General features: G+C 65.6%; 23 protein-coding genes. 5 read left to right on the forward strand and 18 right to left on the reverse strand.

The features are described 5' to 3' along the window. Positions 1-136 precede the first annotated feature (136 nt). From fusA to EJO71_RS30000, 8 genes are all read right to left on the reverse strand, one after another. A complete protein-coding gene (fusA, locus tag EJO71_RS29965) occupies positions 137-2,236 on the reverse strand; it encodes an elongation factor G (RefSeq protein WP_125952407.1) in 2,100 nt (699 codons plus the stop codon). Positions 2,237-2,332: 96 nt separating this feature from the next. Next, entirely contained in the window at positions 2,333-2,806 is a 474-nt protein-coding gene (rpsG, locus tag EJO71_RS29970) for a 30S ribosomal protein S7 (RefSeq protein ID WP_007829591.1), read from the reverse strand. 149 nt (positions 2,807-2,955) lie between these two features. Then, positions 2,956-3,333: a 30S ribosomal protein S12 gene (gene rpsL / locus EJO71_RS29975; protein WP_013543948.1), complete on the reverse strand. Its 378-nt coding sequence runs from the start codon at positions 3,331-3,333 to the stop codon at positions 2,956-2,958. 202 nt (positions 3,334-3,535) lie between these two features. Further along, positions 3,536-4,705, reverse strand: a complete 1,170-nt coding sequence (locus EJO71_RS29980; RefSeq protein WP_125952406.1) for a D-alanyl-D-alanine carboxypeptidase family protein — start codon at positions 4,703-4,705, stop codon at positions 3,536-3,538. A gap of 40 nt (positions 4,706-4,745) precedes the next feature. After that, positions 4,746-5,378: an alpha/beta family hydrolase gene (locus EJO71_RS29985; RefSeq protein ID WP_125952405.1), complete on the reverse strand. Its 633-nt coding sequence runs from the start codon at positions 5,376-5,378 to the stop codon at positions 4,746-4,748. Positions 5,379-5,414: 36 nt separating this feature from the next. Next, complete coding sequence (locus EJO71_RS29990) at positions 5,415-5,768, reverse strand: (2Fe-2S) ferredoxin domain-containing protein (protein ID WP_125952404.1); 354 nt, start codon at positions 5,766-5,768, stop codon at positions 5,415-5,417. A gap of 61 nt (positions 5,769-5,829) precedes the next feature. After that, positions 5,830-6,957 carry a VanZ family protein gene (locus EJO71_RS29995; RefSeq protein ID WP_125952403.1) on the reverse strand — a complete coding sequence of 376 codons (1,128 nt, stop codon included), beginning with the start codon at positions 6,955-6,957 and terminating at the stop codon, positions 5,830-5,832. Between the two features lie 14 nt (positions 6,958-6,971). After that, positions 6,972-7,400 carry a CopD family protein gene (locus EJO71_RS30000; protein WP_125952402.1) on the reverse strand — a complete coding sequence of 143 codons (429 nt, stop codon included), beginning with the start codon at positions 7,398-7,400 and terminating at the stop codon, positions 6,972-6,974. Between the two features lie 369 nt (positions 7,401-7,769). Here EJO71_RS30000 and hemB point away from each other — a divergent pair, with 369 nt between their 5' ends. Further along, complete coding sequence (gene hemB, locus EJO71_RS30005) at positions 7,770-8,756, forward strand: porphobilinogen synthase (protein WP_093208499.1); 987 nt, start codon at positions 7,770-7,772, stop codon at positions 8,754-8,756. A 19-nt stretch (positions 8,757-8,775) separates the two neighbouring features. Further along, positions 8,776-9,948: a magnesium transporter CorA family protein gene (locus EJO71_RS30010; protein ID WP_125952401.1), complete on the forward strand. Its 1,173-nt coding sequence runs from the start codon at positions 8,776-8,778 to the stop codon at positions 9,946-9,948. A gap of 86 nt (positions 9,949-10,034) precedes the next feature. On the opposite strand, the gene EJO71_RS30015 is transcribed toward EJO71_RS30010, so the two are convergent. Then, positions 10,035-10,403, reverse strand: coding sequence for a DUF4148 domain-containing protein (locus EJO71_RS30015; RefSeq protein ID WP_125952400.1), 369 nt, complete (start codon positions 10,401-10,403; stop codon positions 10,035-10,037). Positions 10,404-10,622: 219 nt separating this feature from the next. Further along, positions 10,623-10,952 carry an alpha/beta hydrolase gene (locus tag EJO71_RS30020; protein WP_125952399.1) on the reverse strand — a complete coding sequence of 110 codons (330 nt, stop codon included), beginning with the start codon at positions 10,950-10,952 and terminating at the stop codon, positions 10,623-10,625. A gap of 133 nt (positions 10,953-11,085) precedes the next feature. On the opposite strand from EJO71_RS30020, the gene EJO71_RS30025 reads away from it, so the two are divergent. Continuing rightward, on the forward strand, positions 11,086-12,000 hold the full coding sequence (locus EJO71_RS30025) for a LysR family transcriptional regulator (protein WP_125952398.1): 915 nt from the start codon (positions 11,086-11,088) through the stop codon (positions 11,998-12,000). Positions 12,001-12,045: 45 nt separating this feature from the next. Here EJO71_RS30025 and EJO71_RS30030 read toward each other — a convergent pair whose 3' ends face one another. Next, positions 12,046-12,729 carry a dienelactone hydrolase family protein gene (locus EJO71_RS30030; RefSeq protein ID WP_125952397.1) on the reverse strand — a complete coding sequence of 228 codons (684 nt, stop codon included), beginning with the start codon at positions 12,727-12,729 and terminating at the stop codon, positions 12,046-12,048. A 42-nt stretch (positions 12,730-12,771) separates the two neighbouring features. Further along, positions 12,772-13,374 carry a 2-hydroxychromene-2-carboxylate isomerase gene (locus EJO71_RS30035; protein WP_125952396.1) on the reverse strand — a complete coding sequence of 201 codons (603 nt, stop codon included), beginning with the start codon at positions 13,372-13,374 and terminating at the stop codon, positions 12,772-12,774. Positions 13,375-13,447: 73 nt separating this feature from the next. On the opposite strand from EJO71_RS30035, the gene EJO71_RS30040 reads away from it, so the two are divergent. Both EJO71_RS30040 and EJO71_RS30045 read left to right on the forward strand, forming a co-directional pair. Beyond that, positions 13,448-14,194 (forward strand): SDR family oxidoreductase, encoded by a 747-nt coding sequence (locus EJO71_RS30040; protein WP_125952395.1) that lies wholly within the window; start codon positions 13,448-13,450, stop codon positions 14,192-14,194. 15 nt (positions 14,195-14,209) lie between these two features. After that, positions 14,210-14,851 (forward strand): MarC family protein, encoded by a 642-nt coding sequence (locus EJO71_RS30045; RefSeq protein ID WP_026346756.1) that lies wholly within the window; start codon positions 14,210-14,212, stop codon positions 14,849-14,851. A gap of 18 nt (positions 14,852-14,869) precedes the next feature. On the opposite strand, the gene EJO71_RS30050 is transcribed toward EJO71_RS30045, so the two are convergent. From EJO71_RS30050 to EJO71_RS30075, 6 genes are all read right to left on the reverse strand, one after another. Beyond that, complete coding sequence (locus EJO71_RS30050; protein ID WP_125952394.1) at positions 14,870-15,331, reverse strand: EVE domain-containing protein; 462 nt, start codon at positions 15,329-15,331, stop codon at positions 14,870-14,872. Positions 15,332-15,339: 8 nt separating this feature from the next. Further along, positions 15,340-16,503, reverse strand: coding sequence for an ABC transporter substrate-binding protein (locus EJO71_RS30055; RefSeq protein WP_125952393.1), 1,164 nt, complete (start codon positions 16,501-16,503; stop codon positions 15,340-15,342). Between the two features lie 34 nt (positions 16,504-16,537). Then, positions 16,538-18,394, reverse strand: a complete 1,857-nt coding sequence (locus EJO71_RS30060; protein WP_125952392.1) for a long-chain fatty acid--CoA ligase — start codon at positions 18,392-18,394, stop codon at positions 16,538-16,540. 5 nt (positions 18,395-18,399) lie between these two features. Next, the gene (locus tag EJO71_RS30065) at positions 18,400-19,173 is read right to left on the reverse strand and encodes an ABC transporter ATP-binding protein (protein ID WP_125952391.1); all 774 of its coding nucleotides are present in this window, start codon (positions 19,171-19,173) and stop codon (positions 18,400-18,402) included. A gap of 238 nt (positions 19,174-19,411) precedes the next feature. Then, positions 19,412-20,233 (reverse strand): ABC transporter ATP-binding protein, encoded by an 822-nt coding sequence (locus EJO71_RS30070; RefSeq protein WP_125952390.1) that lies wholly within the window; start codon positions 20,231-20,233, stop codon positions 19,412-19,414. Then, a complete protein-coding gene (locus tag EJO71_RS30075) occupies positions 20,230-21,306 on the reverse strand; it encodes a branched-chain amino acid ABC transporter permease (protein WP_125952389.1) in 1,077 nt (358 codons plus the stop codon). Before EJO71_RS30075 ends, EJO71_RS30070 begins: the two co-directional genes overlap by 4 nt. Positions 21,307-21,311 lie beyond the last annotated feature (5 nt).

Here is a 21,311-nt window from a genome sequence, read left to right on the forward strand (position 1 = left end):
AATCCTTGAAAGAGCAGTCCCGTGTATTGGTTTTATGTCTGCATCCGATTGCTGGTTCGCCTCGCACGGGAACAGGGCGGCACCGGATCGCAGACAAGAGGGGCCGCGCACTGCGCGGCCCCGCATTCTTGAAAACTTACTTGGCGCGAGCGGCCACGATGGCTTCGGCAACGTTGCGCGGAGCTTCGGCGTAGTGCTTGAACTCCATCGTGTACGTGGCACGGCCTTGCGACATCGAGCGCAGCGTGGTCGAGTAGCCGAACATTTCCGACAGCGGCACTTCGGCCTTGATGGCCTTGCCACCGCCGACCATGTCGTCCATGCCCTGCACCATGCCGCGGCGGGACGACAGGTCACCCATCACGTTGCCGGCGTAGTCTTCGGGCGTCTCGACTTCCACGGCCATCATCGGCTCGAGGATCACGGGGTTGGCCTTGCGGGCACCTTCCTTGAAGCCGAAGATCGCGGCCATCTTGAACGCCATTTCGTTCGAGTCCACGTCGTGGTACGAACCGAAGTGCAGCGTGACCTTGACGTCCACGACGGGGTAGCCCGCCAGCACGCCTTGCGTCAGCGCTTCCACGACGCCCTTTTCCACTGCGGGGATGTATTCGCGAGGAACCACACCGCCCTTGATGGCGTCGACGAACTCGAAGCCCTTGCCGGCTTCCTGGGGTTCGATCTTGAGCACCACGTGGCCGTACTGGCCCTTGCCGCCCGACTGGCGAACGAACTTGCCTTCGGCTTCTTCGACGGTCTTGCGGATCGTTTCGCGGTAGGCCACCTGCGGCTTGCCCACGTTGGCTTCCACGCCGAATTCGCGCTTCATGCGGTCCACGATGATTTCAAGGTGGAGCTCGCCCATGCCCGAGATGATGGTCTGGCCCGATTCCTCGTCGGTCTTGACGCGGAACGACGGGTCTTCCTGTGCCAGGCGCTGCAGGGCGATGCCCATCTTTTCCTGGTCGGCCTTGGTCTTCGGCTCGACGGCCTGCGAGATCACCGACTCGGGGAACACCATGCGCTCCAGCGTGACGACGGCTTCCGGATCGCACAGGGTTTCGCCGGTGGTCACTTCCTTCAGGCCCACGCACGCGGCGATGTCGCCAGCGCGGATTTCGCTGACTTCTTCGCGATTGTTGGCGTGCATCTGCACGATACGGCCGATGCGTTCCTTCTTGCCGCGCACCGGGTTGTAGACGCTGTCACCCTTGGAGAGCACGCCCGAGTACACGCGCACGAAGGTCAGCTGGCCGACGAAGGGGTCGGTCATCAGCTTGAACGCGAGCGCCGAGAACTTCTCCTCGTCGTCAGCCTGGCGCACCACCGGTGCTTCGCTTTCGTCGGTGCCAGCCACCGGGGGAATGTCCGTCGGAGCGGGCATGTACTCGATCACGGCGTCGAGCATGGCCTGCACGCCCTTGTTCTTGAAGGCCGAGCCGCAAAGCATCGGCTGGATCTCGCCGGCGATGGTGCGCTGGCGCAGGGCCTTCTTGATTTCCTCTTCGGAGAGCTTTTCGCCTTCGAGGTACTTGTTCATGAGGTCTTCGCTCGATTCGGCGGCGGCCTCGACCAGCTTCTCGTGGTATTCGTTGCAGACATCGACCAGGTCGGCCGGGATCTCACCGTAGGTGAAGGTCACGCCCTTGTCTTCGTCCCAGATGATGGCCTTCATCTTCACGAGGTCGACGATGCCCTGGAACTTGTCCTCGGCACCGATCGGGATCTGGATCACGACCGGGTTGGCCTTCAGGCGGTCGATCATCATCTGGCGAACGCGCAGGAAGTTAGCGCCGGTACGGTCCATCTTGTTGACGAACGCGAGACGGGGCACCTTGTACTTGTTGGCCTGGCGCCAGACGGTTTCCGACTGGGGCTGCACGCCGCCGACGGCGTCATAGACCATCACCGCACCGTCCAGCACGCGCATGGAGCGCTCCACCTCGATGGTGAAGTCCACGTGGCCGGGGGTGTCGATGATGTTGATGCGGTGCTCGGGGAAATTCTGGGCCATGCCCTTCCAGAAGCAGGTGGTGGCAGCCGAGGTGATCGTGATGCCGCGCTCTTGCTCTTGCTCCATCCAGTCCATCGTGGCGGCACCGTCGTGCACTTCACCGATCTTGTGGTTCACACCGGTGTAGAACAGGATACGTTCGGTCGTCGTGGTCTTGCCAGCGTCGATGTGCGCGGAGATGCCGATGTTGCGGTAGCGCTCGATGGGGGTCTTGCGGGACATGATTTACTTTCGGGTTGAAATGCGTTGAGCGCTGGGCCCCGAGCACGGGCTTTAAGCCCGTCACTCGACACCCAACGCCCAAGCGAAGTTTGGTTTTTAGAAGCGGAAGTGGCTGAAGGCGCGGTTGGCTTCTGCCATGCGGTGCACTTCGTCGCGCTTCTTCATGGCACCGCCACGGCCTTCCGTGGCTTCCATCAGTTCGTTGGCCAGACGCAGGGCCATCGACTTCTCACCGCGCTTGCGGGCAGCTTCCTTGATCCAGCGCATCGACAGGGCGAGGCGGCGGACGGGACGGACTTCGACCGGCACCTGGTAGTTCGCACCGCCGACGCGGCGCGACTTCACTTCGACCATCGGCTTCACGTTGTTGATGGCAACGGTGAACGCTTCGAGGGGATCCTTGTCCGGGTTCTTCTTTTCGATGAAGTCGAGGGCACCGTAGATGATGCGCTCGGCAACAGCCTTCTTGCCGCCTTCCATGATCACGTTCATGAATTTGGACAGCTCGACATTGCCGTACTTGGGATCCGGCAGGATTTCACGTTTGGGGACTTCGCGACGACGTGGCATTTTCTTAACCTCTTTGCTTCAGTTGGCACCGTTTCCGGCACCGCGAGAGCCAGTCAGAGCTCTCACTTACTCGACCCGACATTGGGTCACTTCGTTCGATGTACCCGCCAAGGTAACCGAACACCGTTTGTTTTTGACGACAGGAAGGCTTAGGCCTTCTTGGGACGCTTCGCGCCGTACTTGGAACGCGACTGCTTGCGGTCTTTCACGCCTTGCAGGTCGAGCGAACCGCGCACGATGTGGTAGCGAACACCGGGCAAGTCCTTGACACGACCACCGCGAACCAGCACGACGCTGTGTTCCTGGAGGTTGTGGCCTTCGCCGCCGATGTAGGAAATGACTTCGAAGCCATTGGTCAGGCGGACCTTGGCAACTTTACGAAGCGCCGAGTTGGGCTTCTTGGGCGTCGTGGTGTAGACGCGGGTGCAGACACCGCGACGTTGCGGCGAGTTCTGCATGGCAGGGCTCTTCGAATTGATCTTTTCGACCGTTCGACCCTGACGCACCAGTTGATTGATGGTTGGCATGAATTAAAAAGTCCCCAAAACGAGAAACGCCCCGGCCCTGGCTGTGAAACCGCCCTTGTCGTGACTCAAGGAGGCCGGGAATGACGAAAACGTGAAACCCTTCGGAAAATTCCGAAAAGCCCACGAGTATAGCAAACGAGCCTGAAACGGCAAGGTCAGCCGCCGCGGATGCCCGCCAGCGGCCTTGTTCTGCCCCTCCGGCTTACTTGATCCAGAGCCGCAGGGCGTCCCAGGCGCGGCCAAAGATGCCGGCCTGCTCGACCGCCTCCAGGGCCACGAGCGGCACGTCGGCCACCGGCTGGTCGTCCAGCGTGACCTTGAGCGAGCCGACCGGCTGGAACTTGGTGAACGGCGCCACCAGCGGGTCGGGGCGCGACACCTGGGTCTTGATCTTGCTGGCCGTACCCGCCGGAACCGCGACCACGATCGGCTCGGGGCGCCCCAGCTTCAGGGTGTTGGCCTTGCCCTTCCAGACGGCCGGGGTGGCAGCCGGCTGGCCGGCGTCGAACAGGCGCACGGCATCGTAGGCCGTGTAGCCCCAGTTCAGCAGCTTCTGCGATTCGTTGGCGCGCACGGTCTCGCCCGTGGTGCCCAGCACGATCGACAGCAGGCGGCGCCCGCCCGTCAGGTTGGGAAAGTCGCGCTTGGCGGTGGCGATCATGCAGTAACCGGCCGCGTCGGTGTGACCGGTCTTCAGGCCGTCGACGGTCGGATCGCGGAACAGCAGCAGGTTGCGATTGGTGTCGTTGGTCGACGGGGTGCCCGGGTAGCGGTACTTCTTGATCGCGTAGTACTTGGCCTCCTCGGGGAAGTCGCGCACAAGGCGGGTCGCCAGGATGCTCAGGTCGCGAGCCGTGGTGGTGTGGCCGGGCGCGGTCAGGCCCTCGGGATTCTTGTAGGTCGTGTTCTTCATGCCCAGCACCTTGGCCTGGGCATTCATCATTTCGACGAAGTGCTCCACCGTGCCGCCCACGCCTTCGGCCAGCGCGACCGTGGCGTCGTTGCCCGACTGCACGATCAGGCCCTTGATCAGGTCTTCCACCGGCACCTGCATCTTGGGGTCGATGAACATGCGCGAGCCGGGCATCTTCCAGGCGCGCGGACTGACCGGCAGCGTCTGGGTCAGCGTGATCTTCCTGGCGCGCAGCGCGTCGAACACCAGATAGGCGGACATCAGCTTCGTGAGCGAGGCCGGCTCGACCGGGCTGTCGATGTCCTTCTGGGCCAGGATCTGGTTCGCGGTCACGTCGAGCAGCAGATAGCTGCGCGCTGCGATTTCAGGAGGCGCCGGCACCTGGGCGGCGGCGATCAGGCTGACGGATGCGGCGGCGGTAAAGACCAGCGCGCGGAGCGCGCCAAGAAAACGATTCATTGGGAGTTCGGAAAGAAACGAAAACAAGCCTGCGAGGCTTTCATGCGATGTCCGCGCGCAGATGGCGGACCACCAGACCCTTGAGCAGCGGCAATTGTCCGTGAAAGAAATGGCCGCCCCCGGGGATGACTGTGACAGGAAGTGACTGCGGCCGCGCCCAATCCATCACGGCGGACAGGGCTACGGTGTCGTCGGCTTCGCCATGAACCACCAGCGTGCGCTCGTGCGCTTCGGCGGGCAGCGTGGCGACGTTGTTGCGTGCCGCTGCCGTGCCCACCAGCACGATCTGCCGGATGTCGCGCCCGCCCCAGAGCCCGGCGACGGCGCCGCTCGCGACGAAGGCTCCGAAAGAGAAGCCGGCTATCGCCAGCGGCCCCTCGGGCGCGAGCTGACCGACGACATTCAGCATGTCCTCGAGCTCACCGCGCCCTTCGTCGTGCACGCCTTCGCTGGCCCCCACGCCGCGAAAGTTGAAGCGCACCGTGGTCCAGCCGCTGGCGACGAAGGCACGCGCGAGCGTCTGCACCACCTTGTTGTCCATGGTGCCGCCGAAAAGCGGATGCGGATGGGCGATGACTGCAATGCCGCGCGGGGTGCCGGCGGGCTGATCGCGCTGCACCTCGATTGCGCCGGCGGCGCCCTGGAGGCTGATCTTTTCGGTCTGGGAATTCATTGGCGCAAAGTACGAGCAGGGGGTCGGCGGAAAAGTTCAGCGCCCGACGTTCGGAGGCAGCAGGAGCCGCTCGACGACCTGGCCGTTCTTCAGGTGCGATTCGACGATCTCGTCGATGTCCTCGCTGTCGACGAAGGTGTACCAGACGGCCTCGGGGTACACCACGGCCACCGGCCCGCCCGCGCAGCGGTCGAGGCAGCCGGCCTTGTTGACGCGCACCTTGCCCGGTCCCGATAGCCCCTCTTCCTTGACCTTCGCCTTGCAGCGGTCGAAGCCCTCCTGCGCGTTGTGCAGGGAGCATGAGTCTTCACCGTTCTTCCGCTCGTTCAGGCAGAAGAAGATGTGGCGGCCGTAGTAGCCGGACGGCGCGGCTGGGGTTGAGCTGGGCATCGGCGGATTTTAGTGACCGCCCCCTTCATTCAGCTTCACTCCAACGCTTGAGCCTGCGCGCTCAGACCGTAGCGACGCCCCTGGGCCGTCCTCGGCGCGACAGGGCAAACACCACATAGACCAGCACCGCATAGGGCCATATCCAGCCCAGCCACTGCGCCAATCCGTGGAACCGGATGAAGCGCCCCTGCTCCCAGGTGGCCAGCGTCTGCGCGAAGTACGCGCTCTCGGGTGCCTGGTTCAGCAGGCTCAGTTGCAGCACCAACCCCATCAGCAGCAGCGCCGCGCACAGGCGGCGCGGCGCGAACAGCAGCAGCACGCCGGCAAAGAACGCGGCGGCCATGCCGACCTGCACCGGAAGCCCGAGCCAGGCCCAGGCGTGCTCGGGCCCGTAGCTCAGCGCAGCCGACAACGCCGAGGCCGCGATGCCGGCCAGCAGAGTCAGCGGCAGGAGCACCGCGCGCTGGATCGCCGAGCGCGCGACAAGGTATCCCAGCAGGCACGGCACCAGCGCGCCCAGCATCACGCAAAGCAGCTCCACCGCCGGCACCAGCGGCTCGAGCTCGAACTGGCGCAGCGGCAGCCAGTCGATGAAAGGCGTGTCGAGCAGCCATTCGGAGATCGCCACCTCGAGCCGCTCGAACACCTGCCCCAGCCCGAAGGTGACCGCCGCCGGGAAAAGCAGCGCAAAGGGCCACAGCGCGAGCAGGACCAGCGCGCCGCGCGAGTCTTCGGCGAACCACTGCGAGCGCGCCCGGCTCCAGTGCGCGACCGCCCCCAGCCGCTCCAGGCCCGCCGCAAGCACCGCGCCGACGATCACGCCCAGCGTGTTCAGCCCCAGGTCCACGTTGGACGGAATGCGCGCGGGCAGGTAGCTCTGCAACGTCTCCATGGCGAAGGAAATCGCCGCGCCCGCCGCGGTGGCCCTCAGCACCGCATGCCAGACGCCGGTGGCCCGGCCCGTCCGCAGCACCGCCAGGGCGCACAGGAAGCCGAAGGGCACGTAGCCCGCCACGTTGATCGCGAAATCGAAACCCGTCCAGTACTTGGGCCAGGGCGCCGAGAGGTAGGCCCAGGGCGCGATCCCCTGGTCGCGCCAGTCGGCGAACGGGTAGAGGCTGGCGTAGACGATCAACGCCGCGTACGCGAGCGCCAGGGGGAGCGCGGCGGACTTGTGCGGTCTCTCCACCGTTTGCCCCGGACTCAGAACGGCTTGACGACCACCAGGATCACGATGCCCAGCAGCAGCAGCACCGGCAGCTCGTTGAACCAGCGGAACCAGCGGTCGTTGCGCCGGTTCTCGCCGGCCACGAAGCGGCGCAGCAGTACGCCGCAGCCGTGGTGATAGCCGATCGCCACCAGCACCAGCGCCAGCTTGGCGTGCATCCACCCGTTGCCCGGGCCGCGCCCGATGCCGTAGCCCAGCCAGAGCCAGAGACCGAAGCCGATCGCGGGAACCGCCAGGAAAGTGGTGAACCGCATGAGCTTGCGCGCCATCAGCAGCAGACGCTCGCGCTCTGCCACCGATTCCGGCGGAACCATCGCCAGATTGACGAAGATCCGGGGCAGGTAGAACAGCCCCGCGAACCAGCTTGCAATGAAGACGATGTGTAGAGATTTGACCCAGAGCATGGCGGCAGTTTAGTGGCGCCTTCTCTCTGGTACGGCTCGTTTCCCCGGGGCGTGCTCGTACGACAGGCAAAAAAAAGCCCGACGTCTTCACGTCGGGCTGGGAAGCCCTTTTGCTGTCACACATCAAGGCACCCGCTCAGGGAGGAAAAGCGGGGAGCGGCAAGCCGCCCGCTTCAGAATTTAACAAAGACGAAACAAGGTTTCAAGCGACTGAGGCACTTTCTTTGACATTTAAAGCGAAAAACTGAGAACCTTGGTTCTACGAATTTCCGTAGTTGTCCGACAACCGAACGCCCGTGCCAAAGACTCGTAAACAACCGCTTCAGGCACAATTTTGGATATATGACGTCATCATCTTCCCCCTTGGCCATGTTCCCCGCCGGACGGCCGCGGCGGCTGCGCCGCGACGCTTTCACCCGCAATCTGGTTCGCGAGCATGCGCTGACGGTCAATGACCTGATCTACCCGGTGTTCGTCCAGGAAGGCGAGAAACGCCGCGATGCCGTTCCCTCGATGCCCGGCGTGGACCGCCTGAGCCTCGACCTGCTCCTGCCTGTGGCCGAGCAGTGCGTGACGGCCGGCATCCCGGTGATGGCGCTGTTCCCGGTGATCGACGCCAGCCTCAAGACACCCGACGGCCGAGAGGCCTTCAACCCCGACGGGCTGATTCCCCGCGTGGTGGCCGCCCTCAAGGCGCGCTTTCCCGAGCTGGGCGTGATGACCGACGTCGCCCTCGACCCCTACACCAGTCACGGCCAGGACGGCCTGCTCGACGACACCGGCTACATTCTCAACGACGCGACCGTCGAGGTGCTGGTGAAGCAGGCGCTCGCGCAGTCGCAGGCCGGCGTGGACATCGTGGCCCCCAGCGACATGATGGACGGGCGCATCGGCGCCATCCGCAACGCGCTCGAAGCCCGCGGCGACATCCACACGCGCATCATGGCCTATAGCGCCAAGTACGCCAGCGCCTTCTACGGTCCCTTCCGCGATGCCGTGGGCTCGGCCGCCACGCTCGGCAAGAGCAACAAGAAGGTCTACCAGATGGACCCGGGCAACAGCGACGAGGCGCTGCGCGAAGTCGCCATCGACATCGCCGAAGGCGCCGACATGGTGATGGTGAAGCCCGGCATGCCCTACCTCGACATCGTGCGCCGGGTGAAGGACCAGTTCCACGTGCCCACCTTCGCCTACCAGGTCAGCGGCGAGTACGCGATGCTCAAGGCCGCTGCCCAGAACGGCTGGCTCGACCACGACGCCGTGGTGCTCGAAAGCCTGCTGGCCTTCAAGCGCGCCGGCGCCGACGGCGTGCTGACCTATTTCGCGCTCGACGCCGCGCGCCTGCTGCAGAAGTAACGGCGCGTCGACACCGGGCATGCGCATCTTCGAAATCAACCGCTCGCAGGTCAGCGAGCACGCCGCCCTCGCACCGCTGGCCGCGCCGGGCGCATGCGGCGCCGGGGGCTACCTCTGGATCTCGCTCACGCGGGACGAATTCCGCGCCTCGCTGGCCGAGGTGCAGCAGATCCTGCAGACGCTGTGCCTCACGCAGCTGGTCGACCTGCACGTGGCCGACCTGCTCAACGACCAGTTGCCCTCGCACTACGACTACACCTCGCTGTACGACGTGCTGGTGTTCCGGCGGCTGGCCAACGGGCAAGGCCAGGCGGCGCTGGGGAACGGCAAAGGCAACGGCAACGAAGCCCCGCCAGCTCCGGCCACCGCCCCGCGCCAGCCCCGCAGCGGCCCGCCGGTGCTGCGCCGCGTCGACACCCGGCCAGTCGGCTTCGCGGTGTTCGACCGCGTGCTGCTCTCGGTGCACCCCGAAGACGGCGCGGTGCGCGACGCCTTCGCCGCAAGGCTGCTGGCGGCCGCCTCGAGCGACGACCGCGGCACCCCGGCGCTCGACGTGCGCGCCACCTCGGCCCGCCTGCCGACCAGCCCTTCGGACCTGATGCTGCGCGTCATCAACCAGATCGTCGACGGCTACCTCGACCTGCGGCGCGAACTCACCAAGCAGCTCGACCACTGGCAGACCGAGCTGATCGACCCGCGCAGCCGCTTCACCAACTGGGGCGCGCTGATGGAGGCGCGCCAGTCGCTGCACCACCTGGACGAGATCTGCGAAGATCAGCGCGCCGCCATGCAGGACTGGATCGACTCGCTCGAGACGCTGCCCGCGCCCAAGGGCGAGACGGAGCAGCGCGAGCGGGAACTCATCATGATCCGCAGCCGCGACGTGCTGGAGCACATCGAGCGCGTGGTACACCACGTGCACCGGCTGGAGCAGAACGCCGAGACGGCCGTGCAGATGCACTTCAGCGTCCAGGGCCACCGCGCCAACGACATCATGCGGGTGCTGACGGTGCTCACCGCCGTATTCCTGCCGCTGAACCTCATCGCCGGCATCTTCGGCATGAACTTCGAGTTCATCCCGCTGGTGCACAAGGCCGACGGCTTCTGGATCGCGATGACGTCCATGCTGGTCATCGCGGTGCTGCTGGTCGTGATCTTCTGGCGCAAACGCTACCTCGCCCGCACGCGCTGACGAGCCGAATCCGTCCCGCCAACGAAAAAGGGCCACGCTTTCGCGTGGCCCTTTTCGATTTCGACGACCCCAAGGGGCCGCTTCGATTACTTGGCGACGGCGCCCGAACCTTGCTGGGCCTGAACGCGAGCGTCCATCGGGTGCGGCATGGTCGAGATGACCTTGCTGTTCACGCGCGAGCCGCCGGTCACGTTCTGGTCGGGGGCGTAGGCGGTGCGAACGGCTTCGGCTTCGACGATCGAACGGTCCTTCGACACGGCAACCGTTTCCGGGCCGCGCGAACCGCGCACGACGTTCTGGTTGGGAGCCGACGCGGTGCGCACGGCTTCGGCGTTGACTTCGTCGCGGCTCTTGGTCGAGACGGCGGTGTTCACGCCTTGGTAGGTTTCAGCCTGAGCGCCGGTCACGGCCAGCAGGGTCAGGGCGGCAGCTGCGAGGATTTGCGAGGTCTTCATATTCAGTTCTCCTAGGGTGTTCGTTGGATGGTTCGTCCACCAGGCCTGCTGGTTCGCGAGCCTGTGCGGCGAGTTTCCGGGCGAACCGCGTTGCCGGAACACTCGGTTCAGAGACACCGTGTTTCCTCTATTGAAACAATGCCGACATCAAGGCATGCAAAGCAAAAAAGCCGGGCCCGGTTCTCACCGGCCCGGCCTTGTCGAGAGAAGGCTTCCGGCCTATCGCCGGGGGTTCTGGAATTGCGGCGGCACTTCGCTGTTGACGAAGGCGCGGCGGTCCAGGTTCTGGTTCGGCGCATGGGCCGCGGCCACTGCCTGGGCCCGGACCGAGGCCCGGTCCAGCGAACTCGGCCGCGAGACCAGCGGCGGCGCCACGACGTCGCCGTAGACATTGCCGTCGCGCGCCGCGGCGTCCGCGCCGGCGGCCACATCGCCACGGCTGGTGACGGCCTTGAGCGGCTGCACCGGCTCGAAGCCCTGCTGCGCCTGCGCACCGGAGGCGGCGAGCAGCGACAGAACGGCGGCGGCAACGAGGTTCGAGGTTTTCATTTCAGTTCCTTCCAGCGGCCCAGCCGGGCTGGCGACGCTGGCGTGTAACCGAAGTGTCGCCCGAACCAGCTAGGAAAAACCCGGGAGAATCGAACCATCGCGTTCCCAAAACGGAAACAATGGACCCATCCTCATGGACAGTCTCGATCTGATCAGAACCTTCCGGGAAGTCGCCTCGCACGGCAGCTTTTCCCAGGCAGCCAAGAGGCTGGACATGTCGAAGGCCACCGTCAGCAAGTATGTGGCCGAGCTGGAAACCCGCTTCGGCGTGCGTCTTCTCAACCGCTCCACGCGCTCCGTGAGCCTCACCGACGCCGGCCAGCTGCTGCTGGAGCGCAGCACGCCGGTGCTCGAAATGGTCGAGCTGACCCAGTCGGAGCTGCAAGACCGCGCCAGCCAGCCCGGCGGCCGGCTGCGCATCTCCGCCCCGCACGGCATGGGCAACGGCGAGTTTCCGAACCTGCTGGCCGACTTCATGCGCTACTACCCGGACGTGAGCATCAGCCTGCAGCTGACGAACCGCACGGTCGACCTGGCCGAAGAAGGCATCGACGTCGACATCCGCAGCGGCCCGGTGGAAGACGCCAACCTCATCGTGCGCAAGCTCCGGCTCATGGAAATGGTGGTCTGCGCCTCGCCCATCTACTGGAAGAAGCACGGCAAGCCCGAGCATCCGCGCGACCTGGCCACGCACGAAGCCCTCACCCATTCCCTGCTCGGTGCGCAGCCGGTGTGGCGCTTCGACGACAACGGCCAGCCCCTGGACGTGCACGTCAAGAGCCGCATGGACTGCACCGAGGGCGCCCCGCTGATCCGTGTCGCGATGCGCGGATTCGGCGTGATCTACCTGCCTTCGATCCTCGTGCAGTCGCACATCGAGCACGGCGAGCTGGTGCCGGTGCTGCAGGGCTACACGCGCAAGGACATGTGGCTGTCGGCCGCGTACCTCCAGCGGCGCCACAACAGCGCCGCGCTACGTGCGCTGCTCGACTTCCTGCAGACCCGCGTGGGCGACGGACCCGGCCTCAAGCGCAAGCAGGCATCATGAAAAAAAGCCCGGTATGCCGGGCTTTTTTCTGTTCGCCGGAGAGCGTCAGCCGACGTGCTTCGCGAAGAACGCCAGCGTGCGCTCGCGCGCCAGCTTGGCCGCCTCGGCGTTGTACGAACCGCGCTGGTCGCAGTTGAAGCCGTGGCCCACCGGGTACACGTGCACTTCCACCTCCGGATGCGCCTTCTTGAACGACTCGATGGTGTCCAGCGGAATCCAGTGGTCCTGGTTGCCGAAGTGCGCGAGCACCGGCACCTTGGGCTGGCGCGCCGTTTCTTCCGGTGAAGTCATGCCGCCGCCGTAGTAGGGCGCGGCCGCGGCCAGCCCGGGCAGCAGCGCCGCGGCGCGCCACACCAGCAGGCCGCCCCAGCAGTAGCCGACGATGCCGACCTTGCCTGCCTTCGACGCGTAGGCGATCGACGCCTCGATGTCCTGCAGCACGCCCGGCGCCGGCAGCGCCTCGACCGCCGTCTTCAGGCCGAAGCCGTTCTTCATGTCGTCTTCCGAATAGCCCAGCTCCACGCCCGGCTTGACGCGCTGGAAGGTCGACGGCGCCACGGCCAGGTAGCCCTCGGCCGCATAGCCGTCGGCCACCGAGCGGATGTGCGAGTTCACGCCGAAGATTTCCTGCACCACGACCACCGCGCCGCGCGGCTTGCCAGCCGGCTCGGCCACGTAGGCGGGGAAGCTCAGGCCGTCCCTGGCCTTGAGATCGATGAATTGACCCATGTTTTCTTTCTCCTTGATGGCACCCCGAAAAAGGTGCCGGGGTTACGGGCGCAGCGCCCTCTCGACGAAGTCGAGACGATCTTGCCCCCAGAATATTTCACCGTCGATCACGTAGCTCGGTGCGCCGAACACCTGCGTGTCGATGGCTTCCTGCGTGTAGGCCTCGTAGCGTTCCTGCACGGCCTGGCTTTGCGACTGCTCGCCGCGCTTGGGCGACAGTCCGCATTCGATCACCAGCGAATCGAGCACCTTCGGATCGCCGATGTTGCGCTCCTGCACCCACACGGCCGCGAACACCGCCCCGCACATGCGCATCGCGGCCTCGGTGCCGTCGTGCATGTCGACCGCGATGATGATCCGGGCCGCGTCGTCGCTGGCCACCGGAAAGAACTTCGGCTTGACGTTCAGCGGCAGGCCGAGGTGGCTCGAACAGCGCGCCAGGTCGACCAGCCGGTAGGCTTGGCGCTGCGGCGCGCGCTTGCCCAGCGGCAGCCCGCCCGACACCGGGAACACGCTGCCCATGTCGATGGGCCGCACGCGCACCGTGGCGCCGGCTGCCGCGGCAATCGCCGCAAAGCGGGAATGCCCCAGATAGGTCCACGGGCTCTGTGGCGCAAAGTAATAGTCGATCGTCTTGGTGCTCATGCGCATGCCCCCGGTGATGTAATCCAAGCCGGCCGTTTTAACTGACACGCAGTTTCTCTGCAGGAGGTAGGTTTTGGACCAGGTGCTATTGATCACGGGCGGCGGCCGCGGCATCGGCGCCGCCACCGCCGTGCTGGCAGCCAGTCGCGGCTACGCGGTGGCCGTCAACTACGCCACCAATTCGCTGGCGGCCGACGAAGTGGTGCGCACCATCCGCGAGAACGGCGGCAACGCCATGGCCGTGCAGGCCGACGTGGGCGACGAGGCGCAGGTGATCGCCATGTTCCGGAAGGTCGACGCCAGGTTCGGCCGCCTCACCGCGCTGGTCAACAACGCCGGCGTGGTCGACGTGACGGCGCGCGTGGACGAAATGAGCGCAGCCCGGCTGGAGCGCATGTTCCGCATCAACGTGATCGGCAGCTTCGTCTGCGCGCGCGAGGCCGTGCGGCGCATGAGCACGCGCCACGGCGGCTCGGGCGGCGCCATCGTCAACACCTCCAGCGGCGCCTCGCGGCTGGGCTCGCCGGGCCAGTACGTCGACTACGCCGCCAGCAAGGGCGCCATCGACACCTTCACCATCGGCCTGGCCAAGGAGGTGGCCGAGGAAGGCATCCGCGTCAACGCGGTGCGCCCCGGCCTGATCGACACCGAAATCCATGCCTCCGGCGGCCTGCCCGACCGTGCCTTCGAACTCGCGCCCACGGTGCCGATGAAGCGCACCGGCAGCGCCGAGGAAATAGCCGGCGCCATCCTGTGGCTGCTCTCGCCCGAGGCCAGCTACACCACCATGGCCCTGCTCGACGTCACCGGAGGCCGCTGATCCATGAGCACATCGATGGACCTGATCAAGCCGCTGGTGACGCTGGTGGCCATCGTCAACCCGCTGGCCATCGTGCCCTTCTTCATCCACTACACGCAGGGCTACAGCGACGCGCAGCGCCGCCACACGGTGCGCATGTCGGCCTTCAGCGCCTTCGTGGTCATTGCCGTGAGCGCGCTGCTGGGGCTGCAGCTGCTGTCCTTCTTCGGCATTTCCATCGCGAGCTTCCAGGTCGGCGGCGGGCTGCTGCTGCTCATGAGTTCGCTGTCGATGCTCAACGCCAAGCCGGCCGAGAGCAAGACCAACGTGGAGGAGCTTCGCGCCACCGAGGTGAAGGCGTCGATGGGGGCGTCGATCGCGGTGGTGCCGCTCACCATTCCGCTGCTCACCGGGCCGGCCACCATCTCCACCGTGGTGATCTACGCGGACAAGGCGCAGCACCTGTGGGAGCTTGCGATTTTGGTGGGCTACGGCGTGGTGGTGGCGCTGGCCACCGCCCTGGCCTTCTCGCTCGCTCAGCCGATCGCGCGCGTGCTCGGCAAGACGGGCATCAACATCATGACGCGGCTGATGGGCCTGATCCTCGCCGCGCTCGCGGTCGAGGTGATGGCCGACGGGCTCGGCAAGCTGTTCCCCATATTGAACAAGCTCGGCTGAGAGACCCTCGAGGCTGGCTCAGGCCAGCATCTTCTCGATGATCTTCCAGTGTGCGGGCTCGACCGGCGTGATCGACAGCCGGTTGCCCTTGCGCAGCACGATCAGCTCGGCCAGCTCCGGCCTGGCCCGCAGCTCTGGCAAGGCCAGCAGGCGCGTCTTGCGCAGCGCCTGCACGTCCACCAGCAGCCAGCGCGGATCGTCCTTCTTCGAGCCCGCGTCGTAGTAGGGCGACTTCGCGTCGAACTGCGTCGGGTCGGGCTTGATGCCCGAGGCCACCCGCGCGATGCCGGCGATGCCCGGCTCCGGGCAGCTCGAGTGATAGAACAGCACGCCGTCGCCGACCTTCATGCCGTCGCGCATGAAGTTGCGTGCCTGATAGTTGCGCACGCCGGTCCACGCCACGGTGGCGCCGGGCGCGGCGAGCGCATCGTCGATCGAGACCTCGTCGGGCTCGGATTTCATCAACCAGTAATTGGGCATGGTGCCCGTTATGGTGTCACATAGTCAGACACGACGACCCATTTCCCGTCCTTGATCTGCGACAAACGGGACTGGTCGTTCCCAAGGCGCTTCGTGGCCGTGTAGTTGCTCTTCGGGCTGCCGAACATGTCGGGCTCGAAGGTCATGCTGTCCATGGCCTTGATGAAACTGTCGGTCGTCAGGTTCGGGCCGGCCTTGGTCGCGGCCTTGATGAACGAGTCGATGATCACGTAGCCGTACACCGAGAACACCGTCGGGTCCTCGTTGAACTTGGTCTTGTACTTGTTGGCCCAGAAGCGCAGCGGCTGCGACTGCTCGTCGGTGTAGGGGTTCTGCACGGTCATGGTGGCGTAGACGCCGTCCATCGCCTTGCCGCCGAGCTTGTGGATCAGGTCGGTGTAGGCCGCGCTCGAGCCCAGGAAGGTCGGGTTGAAGCCGGTCTTGCGCGCCTCGCCCACGGTGCCGATGGTCTCGCGGATGATGGTGCCGAGCACCACGAGGTCGCAGTTGGCGGCCTTCATCTTCGCGACCTGCGAGCTGAAGTCGGTGGCGCCGCGCTTGAACGATGTCTTCTCGGCCAGCTCCATGCCCGCGGCCTTCAGGCCTGCCTCGGCGCCGCGCTGCACCTCCAGGCCGAACTCGTCGTCCTGGTAGATGGTGCAGACCTTCTTGGCGCCCTTGTCCTTGATCATCTTCGGCAGGGCGAGCCGGATCTGGTCGTAGTAGGTGGCCGCGAACGAATACTTCAGCCGGTTCAGCGGCTCGTACATTTCGCGCGCCGCCGTGATGGGCATGTAGTTGATGATGTTCTTTTCGAACTGCACCGGCATCGCCGCCATGTTCTGCGCGGTGCCGATGTGGCCGGCCATGATGAAGATCTTTTCCTGGTTCACCAGCTTCTGCGCCGCCAGCACCGCCTTCTTCGGGTCGTAGCCCGAATCCTCCACGAACAGCTTGAGCTTGCGGCCGTTGAGGGCGCCCTGCTCGTTGAGTTCGTCCACGCGCAGCTGCATGCCGTTGCGCGCCTGCTTGCCGAAGCCCGCGAGCGGACCCGACAGGTCCTGGATGGTGCCGATGCGGATCTCGTCCTTGGTCACGCCCTGCTGCTGCGCGGACGCGAGCGTCGCGATCAGGCCCAGCACGGCCAGCGTCGTCAGTGTCTTGAGCTTCATGCGGTTGTCTCCTCGGGTTGGCGAAAAAAACGAATCACCGGTACATGGCATCTATGCGCTGCGCGTACTTGGTCTGCACCAGCTTGCGCTTGAGCTTCATCGTGGGCGTGAGCTCCTCGTCCTCGGCACTGAGCTGCGTCTCGAGCAGAAAGAACTTCTTGATCTGCTCGACGCGCGCGAACCTGGCGTTGACGCGGTCGATCTCGCCCTGGATCAAATCCTGCACTTCCTTCGTGCGCGTCAGGCTCTCGTAGTTGCTGAACGGCACGTCGTGGTCCTGCGCAAACTTCTCGACGTTCTCCTGGTCGATCATGACGATCACCGTGAGGTAGGGCCGCTTGTCGCCGATGACCACGGCATCGGTGATGTAGAGGCTGAACTTGAGTTCGTTCTCCAGCTCGCTCGGCGTCACGTTCTTCCCACCCGCCGTGATGATGATGTCTTTCATCCGGTCGGTGATGCGGAAATACCCGTCCTCGTCCATCACGCCCACGTCGCCGGTGTGCAGCCAGCCGTCGGCGTCGATGGTCTCCGCCGTCTTCTCGGGCAGGTTGAGGTAACCCATGAAGACATTGGGGCCGCGCACCAGGATCTCGCCGGTGGCCGCGTCGACGCGCACTTCGTTGTAGCCCGTGGCAGGCCCGATCGAGCCCGGCTTGATGCGCGTGGCCGGCACGGCGGTGGAAGCACCGCACGACTCCGTCATGCCCCACACCTCCAGCATCGGCACGCCGAGCGCGAGATACCACTTCACCAGCTCGGGCGAGATGGGCGCCGCACCCGTCACCAGGAAGCGCGAACGATGGATGCCGATGAGCTTGCGCGCGTTGTCCAGCGCGAGCACGCGCGCGAGCCTGAACTTGGCCTTCAGCGCCGCGCCGACGGCCTCGCCGGCCAGCACGCGGTTGGCAATCTCCTCGCCCACGCCGATGCTCCACTTGTAGGCAGCTTGCTGCAGCGGACTCGCTTCCTTCAACGCGATCATCACGCCCGAATAGAACTTCTCCCACACGCGCGGCACGGCGGTGAAGACGGTGGGCGCGATCTCGCGCACGTTCTCGGGCACCGTCTCCGGGTTCTCGACGAAGTTGAGGATGGAGCCGGTGTACATCGCGAAATACTCGCCGCCCATGCGCTCCGCGATGTGGCACAGCGGCAGGAAGCACATGCGCTCGTCCTTGTCGTCCTGCGCAATGAGCGTGTTGTAGCCGCGCGCGGTGTACACGAGCCCCGCGTGGCTGTGCATCGCCCCCTTGGGCTTGCCGGTGGTGCCCGAGGTGTAGACGAGGATGGCAAGGTCTTCGGGCCGGCAGGCCGCCACGGTGCGCTCGACCGCCTGCGGATCGGTCGCCAGGTGCTCGCGGCCGAGGGCGCGCAGCGCGTCGAGGCTCATCACCGCCGCATCGTCGAGGTCGCGCAACCCTTCCATATCGAACACGATCACGCAGCGCAGCCCCGGCAGGCCGGCGCGCACTTCGAGCGCCTTGTCGAGCTGCTCGTCGTCTTCCACGAAGAGCACGGTGGTGCGCGAGTCCTCGCAAAGGTAGTGCACCTGCGAGGCCGCATCGGTCGGGTAGATGCCGTTGGACACGCCGCCGCAGCTGAGCACGGCCAGGTCGGCGAGCACCCATTCGATGACCGTGTTCGACAGGATCGACGCGCACTCCCCGGGCGCGAAGCCGATGGCCTGCAGCCCGGCCGCGATCTCGCGCACCGCGTCGGCCGTCTGGTGCCAGCTCCAGCTGCGCCAGATGCCCAGCTCCTTCTGCCGCATCCAGATGTTGTCGCCGCGCTGCTTCACGGCGTTCCAGAACATCGCGGGAATGGTGTCGCCGGGCACGACGACGTCGATCCGGGGTTCGAAGGTGTTGAGTTCCCAGAGTCCTTGCATGGCGGCTACCTCCAGGTTTTCTTCTTCTTCCAGCGCCGCTCGCCGCGCACGCCGTCATCCTTCATGCCGAGGTAGAACTCCTTGATGTCTTCCTTCTCCCTCAGGCGTTCGCAGGAGTCTTCCATCACGATGCGGCCGTTCTCCAGCACATAGCCATGGTCGGCCGCGTTGAGCGCCATGTTGGCGTTCTGCTCGACCAGCAGGATCGTGGTGCCGCGCTCGCGGTTGATCCGCACCACGATCTCGAAGATCTCCTTCGTCAGCTTCGGGCTGAGGCCGAGGCTGGGTTCGTCCAGCAGGATGAGATGCGGCGCCGCCATGATCGCGCGCGAGATCGCCAGCATCTGCTGCTGCCCCCCCGAGAGCAGCCCCGCGTCCTGCGCGGCCCGCTCGCGCAGGATCGGGAAGTAGCCGTAGACCGTCTCCACGTCGCGTGCCACGCCGTCGCGGTCCTTGCGGGTGTAGGCGCCCATCAGCAGGTTGTCCTTCACCGACAGCAGCGGGAACACCTCGCGCCCCTCGGGCACATGGCTCAGCCCCTGCTGCACGATGAAGGCCGGGTCCTTGGCGGTGATGTCCCTGCCCTGGAACTCGATGCTGCCCTTGCGTGGATCGATGATCCCGGAGATGGTCTTGAGAATGGTCGTCTTGCCCGCGCCGTTCGAGCCGAGCACGGTCACGATCTCGCCCTGTCGTACCCGCAGACTCACGCCCCTGATGGCCTTGATGGGGCCGTAGGCGCTCTCGACGTTCATGAGCTGGAGGACTGCGTCGCTCATGGCCGCCCTCCACTACCCAGCCAAGCCCGGCGTGCGGTGCGGTGCGGGCGCCCCCTCTGTGCCGCCGAGGAGCGCAGCGTTTCGCGGATAAGGGCTCGCAGCTGTCTGAGCGAAGCGAGTTCTGCGAGACCCCGCGAAACGCGAGCACCGCAGGGGAGCCGCGAAGCGGCCGGCATAGTGGGGGCGACCGCGCCGTGCCGCATGCCGGGCGTCCCTAAACAGATAGCGAAGAAGGCGCTCATGCCGCCACCCTCCTCAGGCTGCTCACGTCATCCACGGTTCCGAGATAGGCCTCGATGACGCGCGCATCGGCCTGCACCTCTGCGGGAGACCCGGTGGCCAGCACCTCGCCCTGGTTCATCGCAAGTACCCGGTCCGACACCTTCGACACAAGCGACATGTCGTGCTCGACCATCAGCACCGACACGCCCAGCTCATGCTGGATGTCCTGGATCCAGAACGCCATGTCGGCGGTCTCTTCCACGTTGAGACCGGAGGACGGCTCATCGAGCAGCAGCAACTTCGGCTCGGTGCACAGCGCACGCGCCAGTTCCACCACCTTGCGAACGCCATAGGGCAACCCCGCCACCATCGAATCGCGATGGTGCTGCAGGTCCAGCAGCTCGATCACCTGCTCCGCCTTCTCGCGCGCCGCGATCTCCGCGCGTCGCGTGGCGGGCGTGAAGAACACCTCGCTCCAGAAACCCGTCTGCCGGTGCGTGTGCCGGCCGATCAGCAGGTTGTGCAGCACCGTCGCATGTTCGAACAGCTCGATGTTCTGGAAGGTGCGCGCAATGCCCAGGGCAGCGATCGCATGCGGCGCCTGCCGGGTCAGCGCGAGCGCCCCGCCTTCCTCGCCGTGCCAGGTGATCTCGCCGGTGGTCGGCGTGTAGATGCGGCTGATCAGGTTGAACACCGTCGTCTTGCCCGCGCCGTTCGGGCCGATCAGCGTGAACACCTCGCCGCGCCGCACGTCGAAGCTCACCTTGTTGACCGCGAGCACGCCGCCGAAGCGCACGCTCAACTCCTTCGCGGAAAGAAGAATGTCGCCGCCGCTCATCTCAGCCTGTCCGACTTGGTGAAGGACTTCTGCCGCTTGAACAGGCCCTTGCGGTAGAACGGAAAGAGCTGAAGCCAGGTGCGGATCTTCAGCCAGCGGCCATACAGCCCCAGCGGCTCGAACAGCACGAACGCGATCAGCACCAGCCCATACACCAGCCCCTGCAGCCCCGGCGCCTGCCCGATGGCCTCCGGCAGCCAGTCCTTGCCGATGGAAATCAGCTGCGGCATCGCGATCAGGAAGATCGCGCCCAGAAAGGCGCCGTGCACCGAGCCGAGCCCGCCGATCACCACCATCAGCAGCAGGTCGATCGACTGCAGGATGCTGAACTGGTCCGGCGAGATGAAGCTCAGCTTGTGCGCATACAGCGCCCCGCCCAGCCCAGCCAGCGCGGCCGAGATCGCGAACGACATCGTCTTGTAGCGCGCGAGATGGATGCCCATGCTCTGCGCCGAGATCTCCGAATCGCGGATGGCGACGAAGGCCCGCCCCGTCGGCGAGCGCAGCAGGTTCAGGATGCCCAGCGTGGCCAGCACCGCCACCACGAGGCAAAGAAAGTAGAAGCCCTCGCCCGAGCCCAGCGACCAGCCGAAGAGCTGCGGCGACTTCACGTGCAGCCCCGCATTGCCGCCCGTCACGCTCTCCCAGCGCGCAAACACTTCCTCGACGATGAAACCGAAGGACAGCGTCGCGATGCCGAGGTAGATGCCCTTCACCCGCAACGCCGGCAACGCGACCACCACGCCAACGGCCGCCGACAACGCGGCCGCCGCAATCAACGCGATCGGAAAAGGCACGCCGAGATTCGTCAGCACGCCCTGCGTGTACGCACCCGCGCCGAGGAAGGCCGCATGCCCGATGGAGAACTGCCCCGTGAAGCCGGCCAGCAGCATCAGCCCCAGGCCGACGATGCCGTAGATCAGCACGAAGGTCAGCTGCGCGAGCCAGTACTCGTCGATGATCCACGGCGCGACGATGAGGAATGCGACGAGCAGGCCATACCAGAACACATGCCCGCCGTGCTTGGCGAGACGAACGTCCTGGTCGTAGCTTGTCTTGAAGATGAAGCGCATGGGAT

It is taken from the genome of Variovorax sp. 679, from assembly GCF_003952185.1.
Lineage (GTDB): Bacteria > Pseudomonadota > Gammaproteobacteria > Burkholderiales > Burkholderiaceae_C > Variovorax.

Coding starts and splice junctions, on each gene's coding strand:
- fusA (WP_125952407.1), bottom strand. CDS start 2,236: ATGTCCCGCAAGACCCCCATCGAGCGCTACCGCAACATCGGCATCTCC.
- rpsG (WP_007829591.1), bottom strand. CDS start 2,806: ATGCCACGTCGTCGCGAAGTCCCCAAACGTGAAATCCTGCCGGATCCC.
- rpsL (WP_013543948.1), bottom strand. CDS start 3,333: ATGCCAACCATCAATCAACTGGTGCGTCAGGGTCGAACGGTCGAAAAG.
- EJO71_RS29980 (WP_125952406.1), bottom strand. CDS start 4,705: ATGAATCGTTTTCTTGGCGCGCTCCGCGCGCTGGTCTTTACCGCCGCC.
- EJO71_RS29985 (WP_125952405.1), bottom strand. CDS start 5,378: ATGAATTCCCAGACCGAAAAGATCAGCCTCCAGGGCGCCGCCGGCGCA.
- EJO71_RS29990 (WP_125952404.1), bottom strand. CDS start 5,768: ATGCCCAGCTCAACCCCAGCCGCGCCGTCCGGCTACTACGGCCGCCAC.
- EJO71_RS30000 (WP_125952402.1), bottom strand. CDS start 7,400: ATGCTCTGGGTCAAATCTCTACACATCGTCTTCATTGCAAGCTGGTTC.
- hemB (WP_093208499.1), top strand. CDS start 7,770: ATGTTCCCCGCCGGACGGCCGCGGCGGCTGCGCCGCGACGCTTTCACC.
- EJO71_RS30010 (WP_125952401.1), top strand. CDS start 8,776: ATGCGCATCTTCGAAATCAACCGCTCGCAGGTCAGCGAGCACGCCGCC.
- EJO71_RS30015 (WP_125952400.1), bottom strand. CDS start 10,403: ATGAAGACCTCGCAAATCCTCGCAGCTGCCGCCCTGACCCTGCTGGCC.
- EJO71_RS30020 (WP_125952399.1), bottom strand. CDS start 10,952: ATGAAAACCTCGAACCTCGTTGCCGCCGCCGTTCTGTCGCTGCTCGCC.
- EJO71_RS30025 (WP_125952398.1), top strand. CDS start 11,086: ATGGACAGTCTCGATCTGATCAGAACCTTCCGGGAAGTCGCCTCGCAC.
- EJO71_RS30030 (WP_125952397.1), bottom strand. CDS start 12,729: ATGGGTCAATTCATCGATCTCAAGGCCAGGGACGGCCTGAGCTTCCCC.
- EJO71_RS30035 (WP_125952396.1), bottom strand. CDS start 13,374: ATGAGCACCAAGACGATCGACTATTACTTTGCGCCACAGAGCCCGTGG.
- EJO71_RS30045 (WP_026346756.1), top strand. CDS start 14,210: ATGGACCTGATCAAGCCGCTGGTGACGCTGGTGGCCATCGTCAACCCG.
- EJO71_RS30050 (WP_125952394.1), bottom strand. CDS start 15,331: ATGCCCAATTACTGGTTGATGAAATCCGAGCCCGACGAGGTCTCGATC.
- EJO71_RS30055 (WP_125952393.1), bottom strand. CDS start 16,503: ATGAAGCTCAAGACACTGACGACGCTGGCCGTGCTGGGCCTGATCGCG.
- EJO71_RS30060 (WP_125952392.1), bottom strand. CDS start 18,394: ATGCAAGGACTCTGGGAACTCAACACCTTCGAACCCCGGATCGACGTC.
- EJO71_RS30065 (WP_125952391.1), bottom strand. CDS start 19,173: ATGAGCGACGCAGTCCTCCAGCTCATGAACGTCGAGAGCGCCTACGGC.
- EJO71_RS30070 (WP_125952390.1), bottom strand. CDS start 20,233: ATGAGCGGCGGCGACATTCTTCTTTCCGCGAAGGAGTTGAGCGTGCGC.
- EJO71_RS30075 (WP_125952389.1), bottom strand. CDS start 21,306: ATGCGCTTCATCTTCAAGACAAGCTACGACCAGGACGTTCGTCTCGCC.